Annotated in this window: 15 protein-coding genes and 2 tRNA genes; 14 read left to right on the top strand and 3 right to left on the bottom strand. The window is 66.4% G+C overall.

Going from position 1 to position 16910, the window contains the following annotated elements; all coding sequences use genetic code 11:
* Positions 1-91 precede the first annotated feature (91 nt).
* The 7 genes from ilvB (at position 92) to JNO53_RS01940 (ending at position 8221) form a co-directional block, all read left to right on the top strand.
* Entirely contained in the window at positions 92-1840 is a 1749-nt protein-coding gene (gene ilvB, locus JNO53_RS01910; RefSeq protein WP_203107123.1) for a biosynthetic-type acetolactate synthase large subunit, read from the top strand.
* Positions 1840-2355, top strand: a complete 516-nt coding sequence (gene ilvN / locus JNO53_RS01915; RefSeq protein ID WP_203107124.1) for an acetolactate synthase small subunit — start codon at positions 1840-1842, stop codon at positions 2353-2355. The genes ilvB and ilvN overlap by 1 nt, the downstream gene beginning before the upstream one ends.
* Before the next feature lie 130 nt (positions 2356-2485).
* Positions 2486-3505: a ketol-acid reductoisomerase gene (gene ilvC / locus JNO53_RS01920; RefSeq protein ID WP_203107826.1), complete on the top strand. Its 1020-nt coding sequence runs from the start codon at positions 2486-2488 to the stop codon at positions 3503-3505.
* Positions 3506-3541: 36 nt separating this feature from the next.
* Positions 3542-4207: a YceI family protein gene (locus JNO53_RS01925; protein WP_203107125.1), complete on the top strand. Its 666-nt coding sequence runs from the start codon at positions 3542-3544 to the stop codon at positions 4205-4207.
* Positions 4208-4395: 188 nt separating this feature from the next.
* The gene (gene leuA, locus JNO53_RS01930) at positions 4396-6075 is read left to right on the top strand and encodes a 2-isopropylmalate synthase (protein ID WP_203107126.1); all 1680 of its coding nucleotides are present in this window, start codon (positions 4396-4398) and stop codon (positions 6073-6075) included.
* A gap of 50 nt (positions 6076-6125) precedes the next feature.
* On the top strand, positions 6126-7178 hold the full coding sequence (locus JNO53_RS01935; RefSeq protein ID WP_203107127.1) for an amidohydrolase family protein: 1053 nt from the start codon (positions 6126-6128) through the stop codon (positions 7176-7178).
* Positions 7179-7249: 71 nt separating this feature from the next.
* Positions 7250-8221, top strand: a complete 972-nt coding sequence (locus JNO53_RS01940) for an NAD(P)H-dependent flavin oxidoreductase (protein ID WP_203107128.1) — start codon at positions 7250-7252, stop codon at positions 8219-8221.
* On the opposite strand, the gene JNO53_RS01945 is transcribed toward JNO53_RS01940, so the two are convergent.
* The 3 genes from JNO53_RS01945 to JNO53_RS01955 form a co-directional block, all read right to left on the bottom strand.
* A complete protein-coding gene (locus JNO53_RS01945; protein ID WP_338015273.1) occupies positions 8179-8745 on the bottom strand; it encodes an AHH domain-containing protein in 567 nt (188 codons plus the stop codon). The two genes, JNO53_RS01940 and JNO53_RS01945, sit on opposite strands and share 43 nt — an antisense overlap.
* Positions 8738-9454, bottom strand: a complete 717-nt coding sequence (locus tag JNO53_RS01950; protein ID WP_203107129.1) for a hypothetical protein — start codon at positions 9452-9454, stop codon at positions 8738-8740. The genes JNO53_RS01945 and JNO53_RS01950 overlap by 8 nt, the downstream gene beginning before the upstream one ends.
* Before the next feature lie 162 nt (positions 9455-9616).
* On the bottom strand, positions 9617-10108 hold the full coding sequence (locus JNO53_RS01955) for a flavodoxin family protein (RefSeq protein ID WP_203107130.1): 492 nt from the start codon (positions 10106-10108) through the stop codon (positions 9617-9619).
* 79 nt (positions 10109-10187) lie between these two features.
* Here JNO53_RS01955 and recJ point away from each other — a divergent pair, with 79 nt between their 5' ends.
* The 7 genes from recJ to pstA all read left to right on the top strand — a co-directional run bounded on the left by recJ (position 10188) and on the right by pstA (position 16885).
* Positions 10188-11975, top strand: a complete 1788-nt coding sequence (gene recJ / locus JNO53_RS01960) for a single-stranded-DNA-specific exonuclease RecJ (protein WP_203107131.1) — start codon at positions 10188-10190, stop codon at positions 11973-11975.
* Positions 11976-12056: 81 nt separating this feature from the next.
* A tRNA-Glu gene (locus JNO53_RS01965) sits at positions 12057-12131 on the top strand.
* A gap of 40 nt (positions 12132-12171) precedes the next feature.
* A tRNA-Glu gene (locus JNO53_RS01970) sits at positions 12172-12246 on the top strand.
* Positions 12247-12376: 130 nt separating this feature from the next.
* Complete coding sequence (locus tag JNO53_RS01975; RefSeq protein ID WP_203107132.1) at positions 12377-12877, top strand: anthrone oxygenase family protein; 501 nt, start codon at positions 12377-12379, stop codon at positions 12875-12877.
* Positions 12878-12964: 87 nt separating this feature from the next.
* Complete coding sequence (locus JNO53_RS01980; protein ID WP_203107133.1) at positions 12965-14161, top strand: ATP-binding protein; 1197 nt, start codon at positions 12965-12967, stop codon at positions 14159-14161.
* A gap of 95 nt (positions 14162-14256) precedes the next feature.
* Entirely contained in the window at positions 14257-15642 is a 1386-nt protein-coding gene (gene pstC, locus JNO53_RS01985) for a phosphate ABC transporter permease subunit PstC (RefSeq protein ID WP_203107134.1), read from the top strand.
* Positions 15635-16885, top strand: a complete 1251-nt coding sequence (gene pstA, locus JNO53_RS01990) for a phosphate ABC transporter permease PstA (protein ID WP_203107830.1) — start codon at positions 15635-15637, stop codon at positions 16883-16885. The genes pstC and pstA overlap by 8 nt, the downstream gene beginning before the upstream one ends.
* Positions 16886-16910: the final 25 nt, after the last annotated feature.

The raw sequence follows: 16910 nt of genomic DNA on the forward strand, positions 1-16910 counted from the left end.
TGAACAGTTTGGCCCGGCGCGAACCACCCCCTCCGCGCCGGGTCGATCTTTTTTCGGCGTATGACGAAGTTGAGAAGGAAAGGGTCGGACAATGGCGGAGGAGCGCAGCGGCGCATCCATCCTGATCGAGTGCCTGGTGCGGGAGGGTGTCGAATTCGTCTTCGGCTATCCCGGCGGCGCGGTGCTACCGATCTACGATGAGCTCTTCGCCGATACGCGCGTCCGCCACATCCTCGTCCGCCACGAGGCGGGCGCAGCGCACGCGGCCGAAGGCTACGCGCGCTCGACCGGCAAGCCGGGCGTGGTGCTCGTCACTTCCGGCCCTGGCGCGACCAACGCGGTCACCGGCATTGCCGATGCCTTCATGGATTCGATCCCGATGGTGGTCATCACCGGCCAGGTGCCGACCACGCTGATCGGCACGGACGCGTTCCAGGAAGCCGATACCATCGGCATCACGCGCCACTGCACCAAGCACAACTATCTGGTGAAGGACCCGACGCAGCTCCGCGCGACCATCGAGGAGGCGTTCCGCATCGCGACGACCGGACGGCCCGGCCCGGTCGTGATCGACATTCCGAAGGACGTGCAGATCGCGCTCGCAAGCTGGGACGATCAGGACACAGCGCCCCTGCCCTCGTCGCGCTATTCGCCGCCGGTGGAAGGCGAAGCGGACGAGATCGCGCAGGCGATCGAGATGCTGGCCTCGGCCGAGCGCCCGATCTTCTACACCGGCGGCGGCGTCATCAACTCCGGTCCCGAGGCGAGCGCACTGCTGCGCCGTCTGCAGGACCTGACGGGCGCGCCGGTCACCAGCACGCTGATGGGCCTCGGCGCCTTTCCTTCCAATCATCCCGACTGGCTCGGCATGCTCGGCATGCACGGAACCTACGAAGCGAACATGGCGATGAACCGCTGCGACGTGATGGTCTGCATCGGCGCCCGTTTCGACGACCGCGTAACCGGGCGCCTCGATGCGTTTTCTCCCGATTCCAAGAAGATACACATCGACATTGACCGGAGCTCGATCAACAAGACCGTGCCCGTCGACCTCGCCATACTGGGCGACTGCACGCATGTGCTACGTCAACTGACTACCGCCTGGGGTACGCGGAAACCGCGCGATCTCGGCGAATGGAAGGCTCGCATCGCCGGCTGGCGGGCATGCGAATGCCTCGCCTATCCGCCCAGCAAGACCGAGATCATGCCGCAGAAGGCGATCGAGCGACTCTTCGCGCTCACCCGCGACCGCAGCCCGATCATCTCGACGGAAGTCGGCCAGCACCAGATGTGGGCGGCGCAGTATTTCGGCTTCTCCGATCCCAACCGCTGGCTCACGAGCGGCGGCCTGGGCACGATGGGCTACGGCCTGCCCGCCGCGATCGGCGCGCAGCTCGGCAATCCGGACGCGCTGGTGATCGATATTGCGGGCGAAGCCTCGATCCAGATGAACATCCAGGAACTCGGCACCGCGAGCCAGTACCGCCTGCCGGTCAAGATCTTCATCCTCAACAACGAGTACATGGGCATGGTCCGCCAGTGGCAGGAACTGACGTACGAGAGCCGCTATTCGAATTCCTACTCCGACAGCCTGCCCGACTTCGTGAAGCTCGCCGAAGCCTATGGCTGGAAAGGCATCCGCATCGAAGACGACGCGGGCCTCGACGCGGGAATCCAGGCGATGATCGAGCATGACGGGCCGGTGATGGTCGACTGCCGCGTGTCGAAGGGAGCGAACTGCTTCCCTATGATCCCGAGCGGCGCGGCGCACACCGACATGCTGCTCTACGGCGACCGCGTCAGCGGCACGATGGACGACGAAGCGAAGGCGCTGGTGTGATGCTGATCAAGGAAGCCGAATCGCAGCGCCACGTGCTGGCGATCACCGTCGACAACGAGGCTGGCATTCTCGCGAAGATCGCGGGGCTGTTCACCGCACGCGGATACAACATCGACAGCCTGACCGTGGCCGACATCACCGAGAATCACGCGGTCAGCCGGATCACCATCGTCACCAGTGGCCCACCTGAGGTGATCGACCAGATTCATGCGCAGCTCGACCGGCTGGTACCGGTGCACAAGGTCGTCGACCTGACCGAGGAAGGCCCGCACGTCGAGCGCGAACTGGCGCTGGTCAAGGTCGCGGGCACGGGGGAAAAGCGGGTCGAGGCGCTGCGCCTTGCCGACATCTTCCGCGCCCGCCCGGTCGACACGACGACCGGCAGCTTCATCTTCGAGATCACCGGCCCGCCGGAGAAAGTCGACAGCTTCGTCGGCCTGATGCGCGAACTCGGTCTGGTCGAAGTCGGCCGCACCGGCATCGTCGGGATGATGCGCGGGGCACAGGGAGCCTAGACCGGACCAAAGAAAATCCACGTCACCCTGAACTTGTTTCAGGGCCCATCTATCCGTTAGCGCCCCGCGTGCGGCGAAATGGATGCTGAAACGACTTCAGCATGACGATTTCTGCAACGAAGGACGAGAGATGAAAGTCTACTACGACGCCGATGCCGACCTGAATCTGATCGCCAACAAGAAGATCGCCGTGCTCGGCTACGGCAGCCAGGGTCACGCGCATGCGCAGAACCTGCGCGATTCGGGTGTGAAGGACGTCGCGATCGCACTCCGCGAGGGCTCGGCCACCGCCAAGAAGGCGGAAGCCGCCGGCTTCACGGTCATGTCGAACAGCGAAGCGGCGAAATGGGCCGACGTGCTGATGATCCTCGCGCCCGATGAGCATCAGGCTGCGATCTGGGAGAACGACCTCGCCGGCAACATGAAGCCGGGCAGCGCGATCGCCTTTGCCCATGGGCTCAACATTCACTTCGGCCTGATCGAGGCGCCGAAGGACATCGATGTCATCATGATCGCGCCCAAGGGGCCCGGCCACACAGTACGCAGCGAGTACCAGCGCGGCGGCGGCGTGCCCTGCCTGATCGCCGTCCACCAGGATTCGACCGGCAATGCGCATGATATCGCCCTCGCCTATGCCAGCGGCGTCGGCGGCGGCCGCAGCGGGATCATCGAAACCAACTTCAAGGAAGAATGCGAAACCGATCTGTTCGGTGAGCAGGCCGTGCTCTGCGGCGGCATCACCCACCTGATTCAGGCCGGGTTCGAGACGCTGGTCGAGGCCGGTTACGCCCCCGAAATGGCCTACTTCGAGTGCCTCCACGAAACCAAGCTGATCGTCGATCTGCTCTATGAAGGCGGTATCGCCAACATGCGCTATTCGATCAGCAACACGGCCGAATACGGCGACATCTCCACCGGCCCGCGGATCATCACGGACGAGACCAAGGCGGAGATGAAGCGCGTGCTGGCCGACATCCAGTCGGGCCGCTTCGTGAAGAACTTCGTCCTCGACAATCGCGCCGGCCAGCCCGAACTCAAGGCTGCCCGCAAGGCGGCGGAGGCGCACCCGATCGAGCAGACCGGCGCGCGCCTGAGGGCGATGATGCCCTGGATCGGCAAGAACAAGCTGGTCGACAAGGAGAAGAACTGAGGGCATTTTCGCGCCGACAGCATTCGGAGACGCGAGATGACGAAGACGACCTGGATCGCCGCGATCGGCGCGGCAACGCTCGGCCTCTCGGCCCTGACCACCCTCGGCGCCCAGGACGCGCCGATCGAGGTGCCGGGCGTCGTCGATCCAAGCAAGGTCACCGGCGGCGCTTATGTCGCCGACCCTGCGCACAGCCTGGTCCAGTGGCGGGTCAACCACTTCGGCTTCAACGACTATTTCGGCATCTTCGGGGATGTCGAAGGGACGTTGCAGCTCGATCCCGCCAATCCGGCGCAGTCGTCGGTCGATATCACGATCCCCATCGCCAGCGTCACCCTGGCCAGCGAAGGGCTGCGCGATCATCTGCTGCGCCCCGGCAAGGATGGCGGTGCGCCCGACTTCTTCGGGCCCGAGCCGACCCCGGCTCGATTCGTCTCGAAATCGGTCCAGATCAGCCCCGGCGGGATGACCGCGGACATCGTCGGCGACCTGACGCTCAACGGTGTGACGAAGGAAGTTCAGCTCTACGCGCGTTTCACCGGCACCGGGCCCAACCCGATGACCAAGGCCGAGACCGTCGGGTTCGAGGGGCACGGCACTATCAAGCGTTCCGATTTCGGCATCGCCTTCGGCATTCCGGTGGTGTCGGACGATGTGAAGCTGGAATTCACGGCCGCCTTCGAGAAGCGGGCCGCGGAATAATCGCGGTTGCATCGCTTGCCATCACGGAAACTTTAGGTCATTGGGATCGCCATGACGCGCAACGGACTTATTCTGCTTCGACTTACTCGCCCTTGGGCGTGATCTGACGCGTGCCTTGCGGGCGCGCGATGCGCCCAAGGGGTCCAGGCCACCAGACAGCAGAACCTTCCGTTGCGAGATTTCCTACAATGACCATGCTCCGCGAACCTTCGCGCAAGTACCGATCCTTCCCCCAGGTGCCGCTGGCCGACCGGCAATGGCCCGCACGCGTGATCGAGACCGCACCCCGCTGGCTCTCGACCGACCTGCGCGACGGCAACCAGGCCATCGTCGACCCGATGGACTCGGCGAAGAAGAACCGCTTCTTCGATCTTCTGGTCCAGATCGGGGTGAAGGAGATCGAGGTCGGCTTCCCCAGCGCGGGCGCGACCGAGTTCGACTTCATCCAGGGCCTCGTCCGTTCCGGGCGCATTCCCGACGATGTCGTGGTGCAAGTCCTGACGCAGAGCCGCGAGGATCTGATCCGCACCAGCTTCGCCAGCCTCGACGGCGCGCGCGCGGCGATTGTGCACCTCTACAACGCCGTCAGCCCGGCATGGCGCGACATCGTCTTCCGGATGAGCCGCGATGAAGTGCGCGAGATTGCGGTGGCGGGGGCGAAGGTCATGCGCGACGAGGCGGCGAAACGTCCCGATACCGAGTGGCATTTCCAGTATTCGCCGGAAACCTTCTCCACCGCCGAGCTCGATTTCTCGATCGAGGTCTGCGAGGCGGTGATGGAGGTATTCGCCCCCACGCCCGAGCGGCCGATCATCCTCAATCTGCCCGCTACGGTCGAAGCGGCGACTCCCAACGTCTATGCCGACCAGATCGAATACTTCTGCCGCAATCTGCCGAACCGCGAGAGCGCGGTGATCAGCCTCCACACCCACAACGACCGCGGTACCGGCGTCGCAGCGGCGGAGCTCGGCCTCATGGCCGGCGCGGACCGCGTGGAAGGGTGCCTGTTCGGAAACGGCGAACGCACCGGCAACTGCTGTCTCGTGACCGTGGCGCTCAACATGTACACGCAGGGCATCGACCCCGGGATCGATTTTTCGGACATCGACCGGATCATCGAGACGGTCGAATACTGCAACCAGATTCCGGTCCACCAGCGCCATCCCTATGGCGGCGAGCTGGTGTTCACGGCTTTCTCCGGCAGTCATCAGGATGCGATCAAGAAGGGTTTCGAAGCGCACGGCAAGCAGAACGACGAGTTCTGGCGCGTCCCCTACCTGCCGATCGACCCGGCCGACCTCGGCCGCAACTACGAGGCGGTGATCCGCGTCAACTCGCAGAGCGGCAAAGGCGGCTTCGCCTGGGTTCTCGAACAGGATCAGGGCCTCAAGCTGCCCAAGAAGATGCAGGCCGATTTCTCGAAGCACGTCCAGCGCATGGCCGACGAGCTCGGGCGCGAGCTCAACGCGGCCGATATCTGGGACGTGTTCAAGCGCACTTATCACGTCCAGGTCCGGCCGAAGCGCTTCCAGCTCGTCGATTACGAGGAAAGCCGCGCGGCGGACGGCACACGCGTGTTCGCCGGGATGGTCGAAGTCGACGGCAAGGCGCAGAGCGTGTCCGGGCGCGGCAACGGCCTGATCTCCTCGGTCGTGGCCACGCTGAAGGACGCGTTCGGGGTCGAACTGGAGGTGTGCGACTACACGGAGCACGCACTCTCCACGGGCTCCGATGCCCGGGCGGCGGCATATCTCGAATGTGCCCTTCCCTCCGGTGAGCGTATCTGGGGTTGCGGGATCGACGAGGACGTGGCCACCGCCAGCGTGCGCGCCGTGCTGAGTGCGGCGAACTCGGCTGCTGCGATCTAGCTTGCCACGATCGGCGGTGCGGTTAGCGTGGCGGCCCGGGAGGAGCCGCCATGACCGAAGAGATCATCGAACCCGATCTGCCGATTATCGACCCGCATCACCACCTGTGGGACCTGCGCCCCCTCCTGCCCGCATTCCCCGAACCGCGGCACGCATTCCTGGAAGCGATCGCGGGCGCGGCCCACTACACGTTCGACCAACTCCAGGCGGATACGCAGAGCGGCCATAACGTCGTCGCCACCGTGTTCATGGAATGCGGCGCATTCTACGACGTGAGCCGCAGCGACGCGCTCAAGCCGGTCGGCGAAGTCGAGTTCGTCAATGGCGTCGCCGCGCAGGGGGCAAGCGGTCTTTATGGCACCTACCGCCCCTGTGCGGCGATCGTCGGCCATGCGGACCTCAGGCTGGGTGCGGCGGCGGGCGAAGTGCTCGACGCCCTGCAGGCCGCGTCGCCCCGCTTCGTCGGCATCCGTCATCAGGGCGCGTGGGACGCCGATGCGGACGTGCTCGGCCCGCCCTTCCACGCGCCCGAAGGCCTCTATCGCGACGCAGCCTTTCGCGAAGGGTTCGCCGAGCTCGGCACGCGGGGGCTGACCTTCGACGCCTGGGTGCTCGAGCCGCAGCTTGGCGACGTGCTTCATCTCGCCCGCGCCTTTCCCGATCAGTCGATCGTGCTCGACCATTGCGGCACGCCGCTCAACATCGCCTGCTATCGCGGCACGCTCGGGGAGCATTTCGAGCGTTGGCGCGCAAGCATGTGGGCGATCGCGGAATGCCCGAACGTCACCGTCAAGCTCGGCGGCCTCGCGATGGCCTTCTGCGGCATGCCCGAGGACGGCCCCGCCAAGGGCCGCGGCTCCGAGGAGCTCGCCGCGCTCTGGAAGCCGTACATCGACACTTGCATCGAAGCGTTCGGCGCCGCCCGGGCGATGTTCGAGAGCAACTATCCGGTGGACCGCTGGGGCGCCAGCTACCCTGTGCTGTGGAACGCCTTCAAGCGGCTCACCGCCGGGGCGAGCGAGGACGAGAAGCGCGACCTCTTCGCCGGCACTGCGGCGCGCATCTACGGTATCGAGCACGTCCTCAGGGTGACCCTTCCGTAACGGCAATCTCGACAAGGCCGCGCCGCCCCGATAGCCCGCACAATAAGTTGCAATCGACAACGGAGACCTGGATGCCCCTTCCCGCCCCTTTGGACCGCCTGCGCCTGCCCGTGATCGGATCGCCGCTGTTCATCGTATCCGGCCCCGAACTGGTGATCGCGCAGTGCAAGGCAGGGATCGTCGGCTCCTTCCCCGCGCTCAATGCCCGGCCTTCGGGCGTGCTCGACGAATGGCTGCACCGGATCACCGAGGAACTGGCGGCGCACAACCGCGACAATCCCGATCGGCCGGCGGCGCCCTTCGCCGTAAATCAGATCGTCCACAAGTCGAACGACCGGCTCGAGGAGGACATGCAGGTCTGCGCCAAGTGGCAGGTGCCGCTGGTCATCACCTCGCTCGGCGCGCGGGAGGAGATCTTCGCCGCGGTGCGCGGCTGGGGCGGGATCACACTGCACGATGTGATCAACGACCGCTTTGCGCGGAAAGCGATTGAGAAGGGCGCCGACGGCCTGATCCCGGTTGCGGCCGGCGCCGGCGGGCACGCGGGCGTGCAGTCGCCGTTCGCGCTGATGCAGGAAATCCGCCAGTGGTTCGACGGGCTGGTCGCCCTTTCCGGCTCTATCGCGCACGGCCGCTCGGTGCTCGCCGCGCAGGCGATGGGCGCCGACTTCGCCTATATCGGCTCACCCTGGATCGCGACGAAGGAAGCGAACGCCGACGAGCACTACAAGCAGGGCATCGTCGAGAGCCGCGCGGCGGACATCGTCTACACCAACCTCTTCACCGGCGTTCACGGCAACTATCTGCGCGGCTCGATCGTCGCCGCGGGGCTCGATCCCGAGAACCTGCCGGTGAGCGATCCGAGCAAGATGAACTTCGGTTCCGGCGGCAACACCAAGGCCAAGGCGTGGAAGGACATCTGGGGCTCGGGCCAGGGCGTTGGCATGGTCGATGCCGTCGAAAGCGTGGCGGACCGCGTCGAGCGGCTCGAGCGCGAGTATCAGGCGGCGCGCGAAGAACTGGCTGCCAAGATCATCGGCTGAGTCGCCGGCCAGAGAGCGTCGGCCAGCGCATCCATCTCGGTAAAGTCGAACCCGTGTCCGATCGGATCGCGGCGATTGAGGACGAGCCTCCGGCGCGTGTCGAGCAATCGCCGCCGCAATCCGCGCTGGAGGAGCGCAAGCCGCATCAGCGCTTCCGCCACGGCGCCTTCCGGATTGCGCGGTCGCGCTGCCGCCCACCCGCGTTCGATCTGCCCGACCCGCTCGGCCACGAGCTCGCTGTAGGTCCGATGCGGCCCCCGGTGAAGCGGCAGGCCCGTGCGCAGCGCCGCGCGCTCGCGGGCCGGAAGCAGCATGCCGTTGCGCCGGAAATCCTCGAGCCCCATCCGTGCGACCCCGAGTTCCGCAAACATCCGCTCGAAGCACCGCATCGTGCGTAACTGACGCGGCAGCAAGTGATGCCGCTGGAGGCCCGGATCGTGCCCCGGACGATCCCGATGGTTGACCGCTGCGAACGGAATGCTGCGGCGGATAGCGCCGAAACCGGTCAGCCCGCGATCAGCCACGCTCGACCCTGAGGAACCGCCCGTTCCCCGAAGGTCGGAGCGTCACGCGCGCACCGTCCGGCCCGGTGAGCGACAGGGTATCCGCGACCCTGCCGCCCCCGACAAGTTCGTTCACCAGTCTCAAGCCGAGCCGTACCGCTGCCGCCGAGTCGGGAAACTCTGCGTTATCGAAATGGAGCTCCTGCCCGATGAAGAACGCCAGCCCCTCCGACTGGATGGCGCCGCCTAGCATTTGCCGGAACGCACAGAGGCCGAGCGCCGGAAATGGCCCGCCCGCCAACCAGGCTTCCACCATCGACAGATAGAAGTCGCGCCCGACCAGCGCTCGCGCGGGCGTCCAGGCAACCGCCAGTGCCTCCGGCAACCGGCGCACGAGCTCCGCCCCGAGCGCCGCCTGCGCGCGCACCACGGGAACCGTCGCGCGCCCTCCCGCGAGGTGGGGCCCAGGGAGGAGGCAAAGCCCCTCCCCCAGCGTCTCGCCGAAGTCGGGTGGAACCTCGTAGCGGTTGCGCAGATCCGTCGCCGCGTAACCGGCGCCGGGCGCAAGCCCGCTAAGGTCGAAGGTCATCCCGTCGATCAGCAGTTCAAGCCACTGACTGCCCGCCGGCCCGCCGGGCTCCGCCCCGCTATGGCTGATCGCAACTCTTCCGGCGGCCTCGATGGCCCGCCGGACTGCGACCGCGTCGGGGCGGGCCCCCGACCGGAACATGAGTAACAGCCCCGGCGGCGCTTCGTGCGCGGCAATGTCGGACCTGATCGTGATCGGTGCGCCCCCCCGGTAATGCTCCGAAATCCTGACGCGAAAGGCATCATAGGTCGAGTCGGGAGGGGCGAGAGATGCGTCCGTTTTCGAGAGATTTGCGGTGGCCCGCTAGAACACCCCCAGAGCGAGCCCTTCGGCCAAGGCAGCGCCGAGCTCGCGGCACCGCGACAGGCGTTCGGCCGAAACGGTCTTCTCAGCCATGATCGCCTCCGGCGTCTGCGCATCGAAGCAGAGGATCACCGGATCGGCCACCCGGCGCAGTCGCCATCCGGTAGCGATGCGGTCGATCTGGCGCTGTGCGCCTTCCCCGTCCGAACCTGCCGCGATCAGCGTCGCGTAAGGCCGCCCCTCGATCCGGCCGAGGACGGGATAGTAGCAGCGATCGAACATCTCCTTCATCTCTCCGCTCATGCTCGCGAGGTTCTCGGGGCACACGAAAAGATAGGCGGAGGCAGCAAGGATGTCCTCCGGCATAACCTCACCCGCACGCAGGAGCCGCGCCGCTTCCCCCGCCCCTTCGGCACCGGCGCGGGCCATCGCCCGGCTCGCCCCGGTGCGGCTGTGCCAGGCGATCAGCAGGCGCTTTCCATCTTCGCTCATGCCGGGACCATCGCGGATAGCTGTCGATTGTCAAACGGCACGCTTTGCGCGAGCAGCAGCGCTGCGGTAGATGCCGCCCATGGGGTCGCAATCGCTTTCCTGCGTGTTCGGCATCGAACGTTCGCTCTCTGGCAAGGCCTGGCGCTGGCGCGGAGGGAACATGGCGCTGGCAAACGGCGCCGCCTCGCTCGAGGACGATATCGTCGCACAGCTTCTGCTGTCGCGCGGCGTCGCCCGGGAGGAGCTGGACCGGCACCGGACGCCTACTCTGCGGGAGTTCCTTCCCGATCCATCTGCCTTCCGCGACATGGATGCGGCCGCAGAACGCATCGCCCAGGCGGTGCTCGGCGGCGAAACGATCACGATCTACGGCGACTACGACGTGGACGGCGCGACCAGTTCAGCACTGCTGATCCGCCTGCTGCGCATGCTCGGGCATGACGCCGGGCACTATATTCCCGACCGCTTGCTCGAGGGCTATGGGCCCAGCGGGGAGGCATTGGTCAGGCTGGCGGAGGGAGGGTCGAGTCTGATCGTCACGGTCGATTGCGGGGCGATGGCGCACGAGGCGCTGAGCATGGCGCACGACGCGGGCGTCGACGTGATCGTGGTCGACCACCACAAATGCGCCACCGAGCTTCCCAGGGCCGCGGCGCTGGTCAATCCGAACCGGCTCGACGAAAGCGATCTGGGCGCGCGGCACGGTCATCTGGCAGCGGTGGGCGTCGCGTTCCTGCTGGCGATCGCCGTGGTGCGCACCTTGCGCGAGCGCGGGTATTTCGCGGCGCGGCCGGAACCCGATCTGCGCGCCCTGCTCGATCTGGTCGCGCTCGGCACCGTGGCCGACGTCGCGGCCCTGCACGGCCTCAACCGGGCTTTCGTGGCGCAAGGCCTGAAGGTCATGGCGAAGCGTCAGAACGTCGGCATGTCCGCTCTGATCGACGCGAGCCGGCTGTCGCGCGCGCCGGTGTGCAGTGATCTGGGTTTTGCGCTTGGCCCGCGGATCAATGCGGGCGGCCGGGTCGGCGAATCGACGCTCGGCGTTCGCCTGCTGACCACGGAAGATCCCGACGAAGCGCGCGAGATCGCCGCGCAGCTTTCCGCGCTCAATGAAGAACGGCGCGCGATCGAGATGGCGGTACAGGAGGCTGCAGAGGCGCAGCTTGCCCGGCAGCACAACCGCGCGGTGCTCGTGCTCGCCGGCTCGGGCTGGCATCCCGGCGTGATCGGAATCGTCGCCGGGCGAATCAAGGAAAAGGCAGGCAGGCCGGCGATCGTGATCGCACTCGATGGAGAGACCGGCCAGGGCAAGGGCTCGGGCCGTTCGATCTCCGGCGTCGACCTTGGCGCGGCCATCATCGCGGCGCGCGAATCGGGGTTGCTGGTCGCGGGCGGCGGACACGCGATGGCGGCGGGGCTCACGCTGGATGCGGACAAACTCGATTCGCTTGCCGACTGGCTCGATGAACGCCTTGCGGGTGCGGTGCAGCGCGCTTGTGCCGAGCAGGTCCTGTCGCTCGATCTTTCCCTCACTCCTGGCGGGCTGACGCCGGAGCTGGTGGAAACGCTCGAGCGCGCGGGGCCATTCGGTGTGGGGTGGCCCGGACCGAAGCTCGCAGTCGGGCCGGTGCGGCTGGTCAAGGCCGATCTCGTCGGAACCGATCACGTCCGCGTGATCGCCAGCGGCGACGACGGACGCTCGTTCAAGGCGATCGGCTTTCGCATGGCGGAAAGCGATCTCGGCCAGTCGCTGCTCCACGGCGCCAAGGGGCGGCGGCTGTGGCTGGCCGGCCGCGCGAAGATCGACGACTGGCGCGCGCGGCCGCAGGCGGAGCTCCATCTCGAGGACGCCGCCTGGGCCGACTGACATCAACGCGTAACGCACAGGGTTGACCGCGCCGCGCCGCACCCCTAAGTGCGCCGCCACGCCACCGGCACCTGACGGTTCGGCCCCTTCGTCTAGCGGTTAGGACGCGGCCCTTTCACGGCTGAAACACGGGTTCGATTCCCGTAGGGGTCACCACCGACGAAATGTCGCCGTGGCGCGCCATTCTTCATGGTATGGCCCCTTCGTCTAGCGGTCAGGACGCGGCCCTCTCACGGCTGAAACACGGGTTCGATTCCCGTAGGGGTCACCAGCTCAAGCGACAGATGCCGACGCAATCCGCGCCAGCGGGCGCACACCGGTTCCGATCGGTTGATGACAGCCGCCCGTGCGACCCCTACCGTTTCGCGCTGAGTTCTCCCCGCGCAGGGAGGGAGTCGGTTATGATCTCGGTTTACACCGTCATGCTTTTCGCGGGCGCCGTTTCCGCTGCGCTCGTCGCCGGCATCTTCTATGCCTTCTCCTCCTTCGTCATGCCCGCGCTCGGCCGCGTTCCGGACGAGCAAGGCCGCGGCGCGATGAACGCGATCAACGTGGCGGTCTATACGCCGAGCTTCATGATCCTGTTCATCGGGACAGCTCTGCTGTCCGCCGTCCTCGCGGTATGGTCGCTGTTCTCGATCGAAAACCTCGCGAGCCAGCTCGTCCTTGTCGGCTCCCTGCTCTACATCGTCGGCTGCTTCGGCGTGACGATCGCCTTTAACGTGCCGCTCAACCGTCGCCTCGCGGAGGCCGACGCCGGTAGCGGCGATGCCCTATGGCGGAGATTCCTGCGCGAATGGACGATCTGGAACACCGTCAGAACCATCGCGGCCGGCCTCGGGTCGGCACTGTTCATCCTCGCGCTGGTGCTCGGCTACGGCCGGGCAACCGCGATCATGTGAAAGGGACGGCAATGTTCCAACTACCACCCGGACATTGGCGCAATTTTCTAGCCGGAGCGGTTTCCCGCGGCTAAGGCCCCGCGCGCTATGGAGCAGGATCGCACCTACCCCGTCGCCGCGCTCGTGCTGGCCGTGATCACGGCGGTAGGTATGGCAATCGCCGGAGCGCCCCTGTGGCTCGCGCTGGCGGTGCTTCTCGTCTGGGCCGGCTCGCTCTGGCTCGCAGTCGCATCTCCTCCACCACCCATCGAATCGGCGACCAACGGTTCGTTCAATCGCGACGACATGGGCCAGTTCATCGAACATGCCGGGACGCCGCTCCTGGTGACCGAGAACCGCCGGATCTCGATCGCCAACCGCTCCGCCCGCAATCTCCTCGGCGCGCATATCCTGGGGCAGGACATCCGGGTCGCCTTCCGCCATCCCGAGGCCGTCGCCCTGCTCGAGCGGGACGCGAGCGGGCAGGCGACCGTGCAGGGGCTCGTCCGCCGGCGCGACATCTGGATCCTCAACTATCAGCGGCTCGGCGAGGAGCTCGGCGTGATCGAGCTGCTCAACCAGACGGCGGAAGCCGACATCAGCCGCGCGCACACCGATTTCGTCGCCAACGCCAGCCACGAACTGCGGACGCCGCTTTCCTCGATCATCGGTTACGTCGAGACGCTGCGGGAGGACGCCGGCAAGGCCCCCCCCGAAACCCGGGCCAAGTTTCTCGACACCGTGCTCGGCGAAGCGCGGCGCCTGAAGAACCTCGTCGACGATCTCATGTCGCTCTCGCGCGTGGAGGCGGAGAAGCACGACCTGCCGCAGGAACATCTTCCCTTGCGCGAGCTGGTCGAAAGCGCCGCCCGCGATGCCGCCGGCGCCGAGCGGCAGGATCGCCTCGACCTCGATTGCGAAGGCGAGATCGAAATCAGGGGCGACGCGCGTCAGATCGAACAGCTCATCCGCAACCTGGTCGACAACGCGCTGAAGTACGGCGCGCCCGAGGAAAAGGTCTCCGTCACCCTGCATCGCTTGCCCGAAGGCGATGCCGAACTGACGGTCACCGATCGCGGCGAAGGCATCGCGCCCGAGCACCTCCCCCACCTGACCCGCAGGTTCTATCGCACCGATCCGGGCCGTAGCCGCGCCTCGGGCGGGACGGGGCTCGGCCTCGCCATCGTGAAACACATTGTGGAGCGACACCGCGGGCGCCTCGACATCGCCAGCAAGCTTGGCCAAGGCACGACCATCACCGTGCGCATTCCGACCGTCGCCCAGACTGCCGAGGAAGTGTCATGAAATTGTCACGAAAGTTCAACAAAGCCTCGGTGGCAAGCTCGTGGACCGCGCGCTTGCGTCCGTTCGAAGCCCTCCCGAGCTAGGTCGCAACAGGCGTGTCTCTCACCATTCTTCTTCTTCTGGCGCTGGGACTGGGGCTAGCCGGATGGCTCGCCGCACGGTCGCGCGCATGGGCCTTCCGCCGGACAAGCGGCGCGAGCGCGATGGCAGCCCTCCCCAGCTATCACGGATGGTACGTGGCGCTGTGGATCGTGGTTCCCATGGTGCTCTTCATTGCCTTGTGGAGCGTCGTCGGCCCGCACCTCGTCAGCCAGCACGTCCTCGCCTCCCCGGCGGCCGCCGATCTTCCGGCGTTCGGCTTCAAGCGCGAATCGATGCTGGCCGAAGCGCGCGCAGTGGCGATGGGAACGGCGCCGGGCGTATTCAATGCCGAGGCGCGCGCTCTGATCGAGCCTTATCGGGAAGCGATCGGGCGCTACCAGGCCATCGGGATCGTCGTGACGCTGATCCTCGGCTTCCTCGGCGGCGTATGGGCCTTCCTGCGCATCAAGCCCGACTTCGCCGCCCGCACCCGCGTGGAACGGACCATCATGGTCATCCTGCTGCTCGCCTCGCTCGTCGCGATCCTGACGACGCTGGGGATCTTCGCCAGCCTGGTGTTCGAGACGATCCGGTTCTTCGGAATGGTCAATCCGATCGACTTCCTGTTCGGGACGCACTGGGGCCCGGACCCGATGTCGAGCGCGGACAATCCCGATCCGAGCCGCTACGGCGCGATCCCGCTGTTCTGGGGCACGATCTACATCGGCGCGATCATCGCCATGATCGTCGCCATCCCGCTCGGTCTGATGAGCGCGATCTATCTGACCCAGTATGCCCGCCCCAGCGTGCGCGCATGGGTCAAGCCGGCACTGGAGATCCTCGCCGGCGTCCCGACCGTCGTCTACGGCTATTTCGCGGCGCTGACAGTCGCCCCTGCGATCCGCGACCTGGCGCTTGCCGCCGGCATGTCCAACCCGTCGAGCGAGAGCGCGCTGGCAGCGGGGCTGGTAATGGGCGTGATGATCATTCCGTTCGTCTCCTCGATGGCGGACGATTCGATCGCCGCCGTTCCGCAGGCGATGCGCGACGGCAGCCTCGCGATGGGTGCGACGACTTCGGAAACCATCCGCCGCGTTCTCGTGCCCGCGGCGCTGCCCGGTATCGTCGCGGGTGTCATGCTCGCCATCAGCCGCGCGATCGGCGAGACGATGATCGTCGTCATGGCCGCATCGACCGCCGCCAATCTCAGCGCCAATCCGCTGGAGGCGATGACCACCGTGACCGTGCAGATCGTCGCCATGCTGACCGGCGAAGGCAGCTTCGACCATCCGGCGACGCTGAGCGCCTTTGCGCTCGGCTTCGTGCTGTTCCTGGTCACGCTTGGCCTCAACTTCATCGCCCTGCGCGTCGTGAAGAGGTTCCGTGAAGCCTATGAATGAGCGCATCCCCCCGACGCGCACCCCCGCCTTCGAGGAGCGGCTGAAGAAGCGCTACGCTTCAGAGCGCCGCTTCAAGCTGGCGGGGATCGCCGCGATCATGTTCTCGATCGCCGTGCTGGCCTTCCTGCTGGTGACGATGACGCTGAACGGCATCGGCGGCTTCCAGCGCGCCGAGCTGACGGTGCCGATCGACTTCAAGGAAGCCGGAATTGCCGGCGATCCGGCGGTGCTGTCGCAGCCGGGGGGCATGCAGAACCTCGAGGCGCAGGACCTGCCCTCAGTGGTGGAATTCTTCGCCGAGCAGGAGCTTGGCCCGCAAGGCGCCGCGCAACTCGGCAGCGGTGCCTGGCGCGAGGTCGGCCAGGCGATCATCGACGATCCCTCGCTGCTGAATACCACGGTCACCTTCGACCTTCCCGCGAGCCCCAATCTGGCGGCGGCACTCAACGGCGAAGGTTCCGACGAGACCCAGGCCCTGGCTGCGCAGCTCGTGGAGCAAGGCAAGCTGGGAACCGCGTTCGACGTCGGTTTCCTGACCCGCGCCGATGCCACCGATCCGCAGCAGGTCGGGATATGGGGCGCGCTCAAGGGCTCGATCCTGACGATGATCGTCACACTCGCGCTCGCCTTCCCGATCGGCGTCCTCGCCGCGCTCTATCTCGAGGAATACGCGCCGAAGAACCGCTGGACCGACCTGATCGAGGTGTCGATCAACAATCTGGCCGCCGTGCCCTCGATCATCTTCGGCCTCCTCGGCCTCGCGGTGTTCCTGTGGATCTTCCCCAGCATGCGGTCGGCGCCGCTGATCGGCGGCATGACGCTGGCACTGATGACGATGCCGGTGATCGTCATTTCCGGGCGCAACGCGATCAAGGCCGTGCCGCCTTCGATCCGCGACGGTGCGCTCGCGATCGGCGCGTCGCCCGTGCAGGTGGTGTTCCACCACGTGCTCCCCCTCGCCCTCCCCGGTATTCTCACCGGCACGATCATCGGCATGGCCCGCGCTCTCGGCGAGACCGCGCCGTTGCTGATGATCGGCATGCGCGCCTTCGTCGCTTCGCCGCCGGACGGGTTTACTTCACCGGCGACTGTCCTGCCGGTCCAGATCTTCCTATGGTCGGATGAGATCGACCGCGGATTCGTCGAGCGGACCTCGGCAGCGATCATCGTGCTCCTGCTGTTCCTCCTCGTGATGAACGGCCTCGCCATCTACCTGCGCAACAAGTTCGAGAAAAAGTGGTGACCGTAATCCATCCCAATCTGGACGA

It is taken from the genome of Altererythrobacter sp. C41, assembly GCF_016803135.1.
Lineage (GTDB): Bacteria > Pseudomonadota > Alphaproteobacteria > Sphingomonadales > Sphingomonadaceae > Pelagerythrobacter.

Bases quoted from the DNA above. Each gene is read 5' to 3' on its own strand.
- ilvB (WP_203107123.1), top strand. From the start codon at position 92: ATGGCGGAGGAGCGCAGCGGCGCATCCATCCTGATCGAGTGCCTGGTG.
- ilvN (WP_203107124.1), top strand. From the start codon at position 1,840: ATGCTGATCAAGGAAGCCGAATCGCAGCGCCACGTGCTGGCGATCACC.
- ilvC (WP_203107826.1), top strand. From the start codon at position 2,486: ATGAAAGTCTACTACGACGCCGATGCCGACCTGAATCTGATCGCCAAC.
- JNO53_RS01925 (WP_203107125.1), top strand. From the start codon at position 3,542: ATGACGAAGACGACCTGGATCGCCGCGATCGGCGCGGCAACGCTCGGC.
- leuA (WP_203107126.1), top strand. From the start codon at position 4,396: ATGACCATGCTCCGCGAACCTTCGCGCAAGTACCGATCCTTCCCCCAG.
- JNO53_RS01935 (WP_203107127.1), top strand. From the start codon at position 6,126: ATGACCGAAGAGATCATCGAACCCGATCTGCCGATTATCGACCCGCAT.
- JNO53_RS01940 (WP_203107128.1), top strand. From the start codon at position 7,250: ATGCCCCTTCCCGCCCCTTTGGACCGCCTGCGCCTGCCCGTGATCGGA.
- JNO53_RS01950 (WP_203107129.1), bottom strand. From the start codon at position 9,454: ATGTTCCGGTCGGGGGCCCGCCCCGACGCGGTCGCAGTCCGGCGGGCC.
- JNO53_RS01955 (WP_203107130.1), bottom strand. From the start codon at position 10,108: ATGAGCGAAGATGGAAAGCGCCTGCTGATCGCCTGGCACAGCCGCACC.
- recJ (WP_203107131.1), top strand. From the start codon at position 10,188: ATGGGGTCGCAATCGCTTTCCTGCGTGTTCGGCATCGAACGTTCGCTC.
- JNO53_RS01975 (WP_203107132.1), top strand. From the start codon at position 12,377: ATGATCTCGGTTTACACCGTCATGCTTTTCGCGGGCGCCGTTTCCGCT.
- JNO53_RS01980 (WP_203107133.1), top strand. From the start codon at position 12,965: ATGGAGCAGGATCGCACCTACCCCGTCGCCGCGCTCGTGCTGGCCGTG.
- pstA (WP_203107830.1), top strand. From the start codon at position 15,635: ATGAATGAGCGCATCCCCCCGACGCGCACCCCCGCCTTCGAGGAGCGG.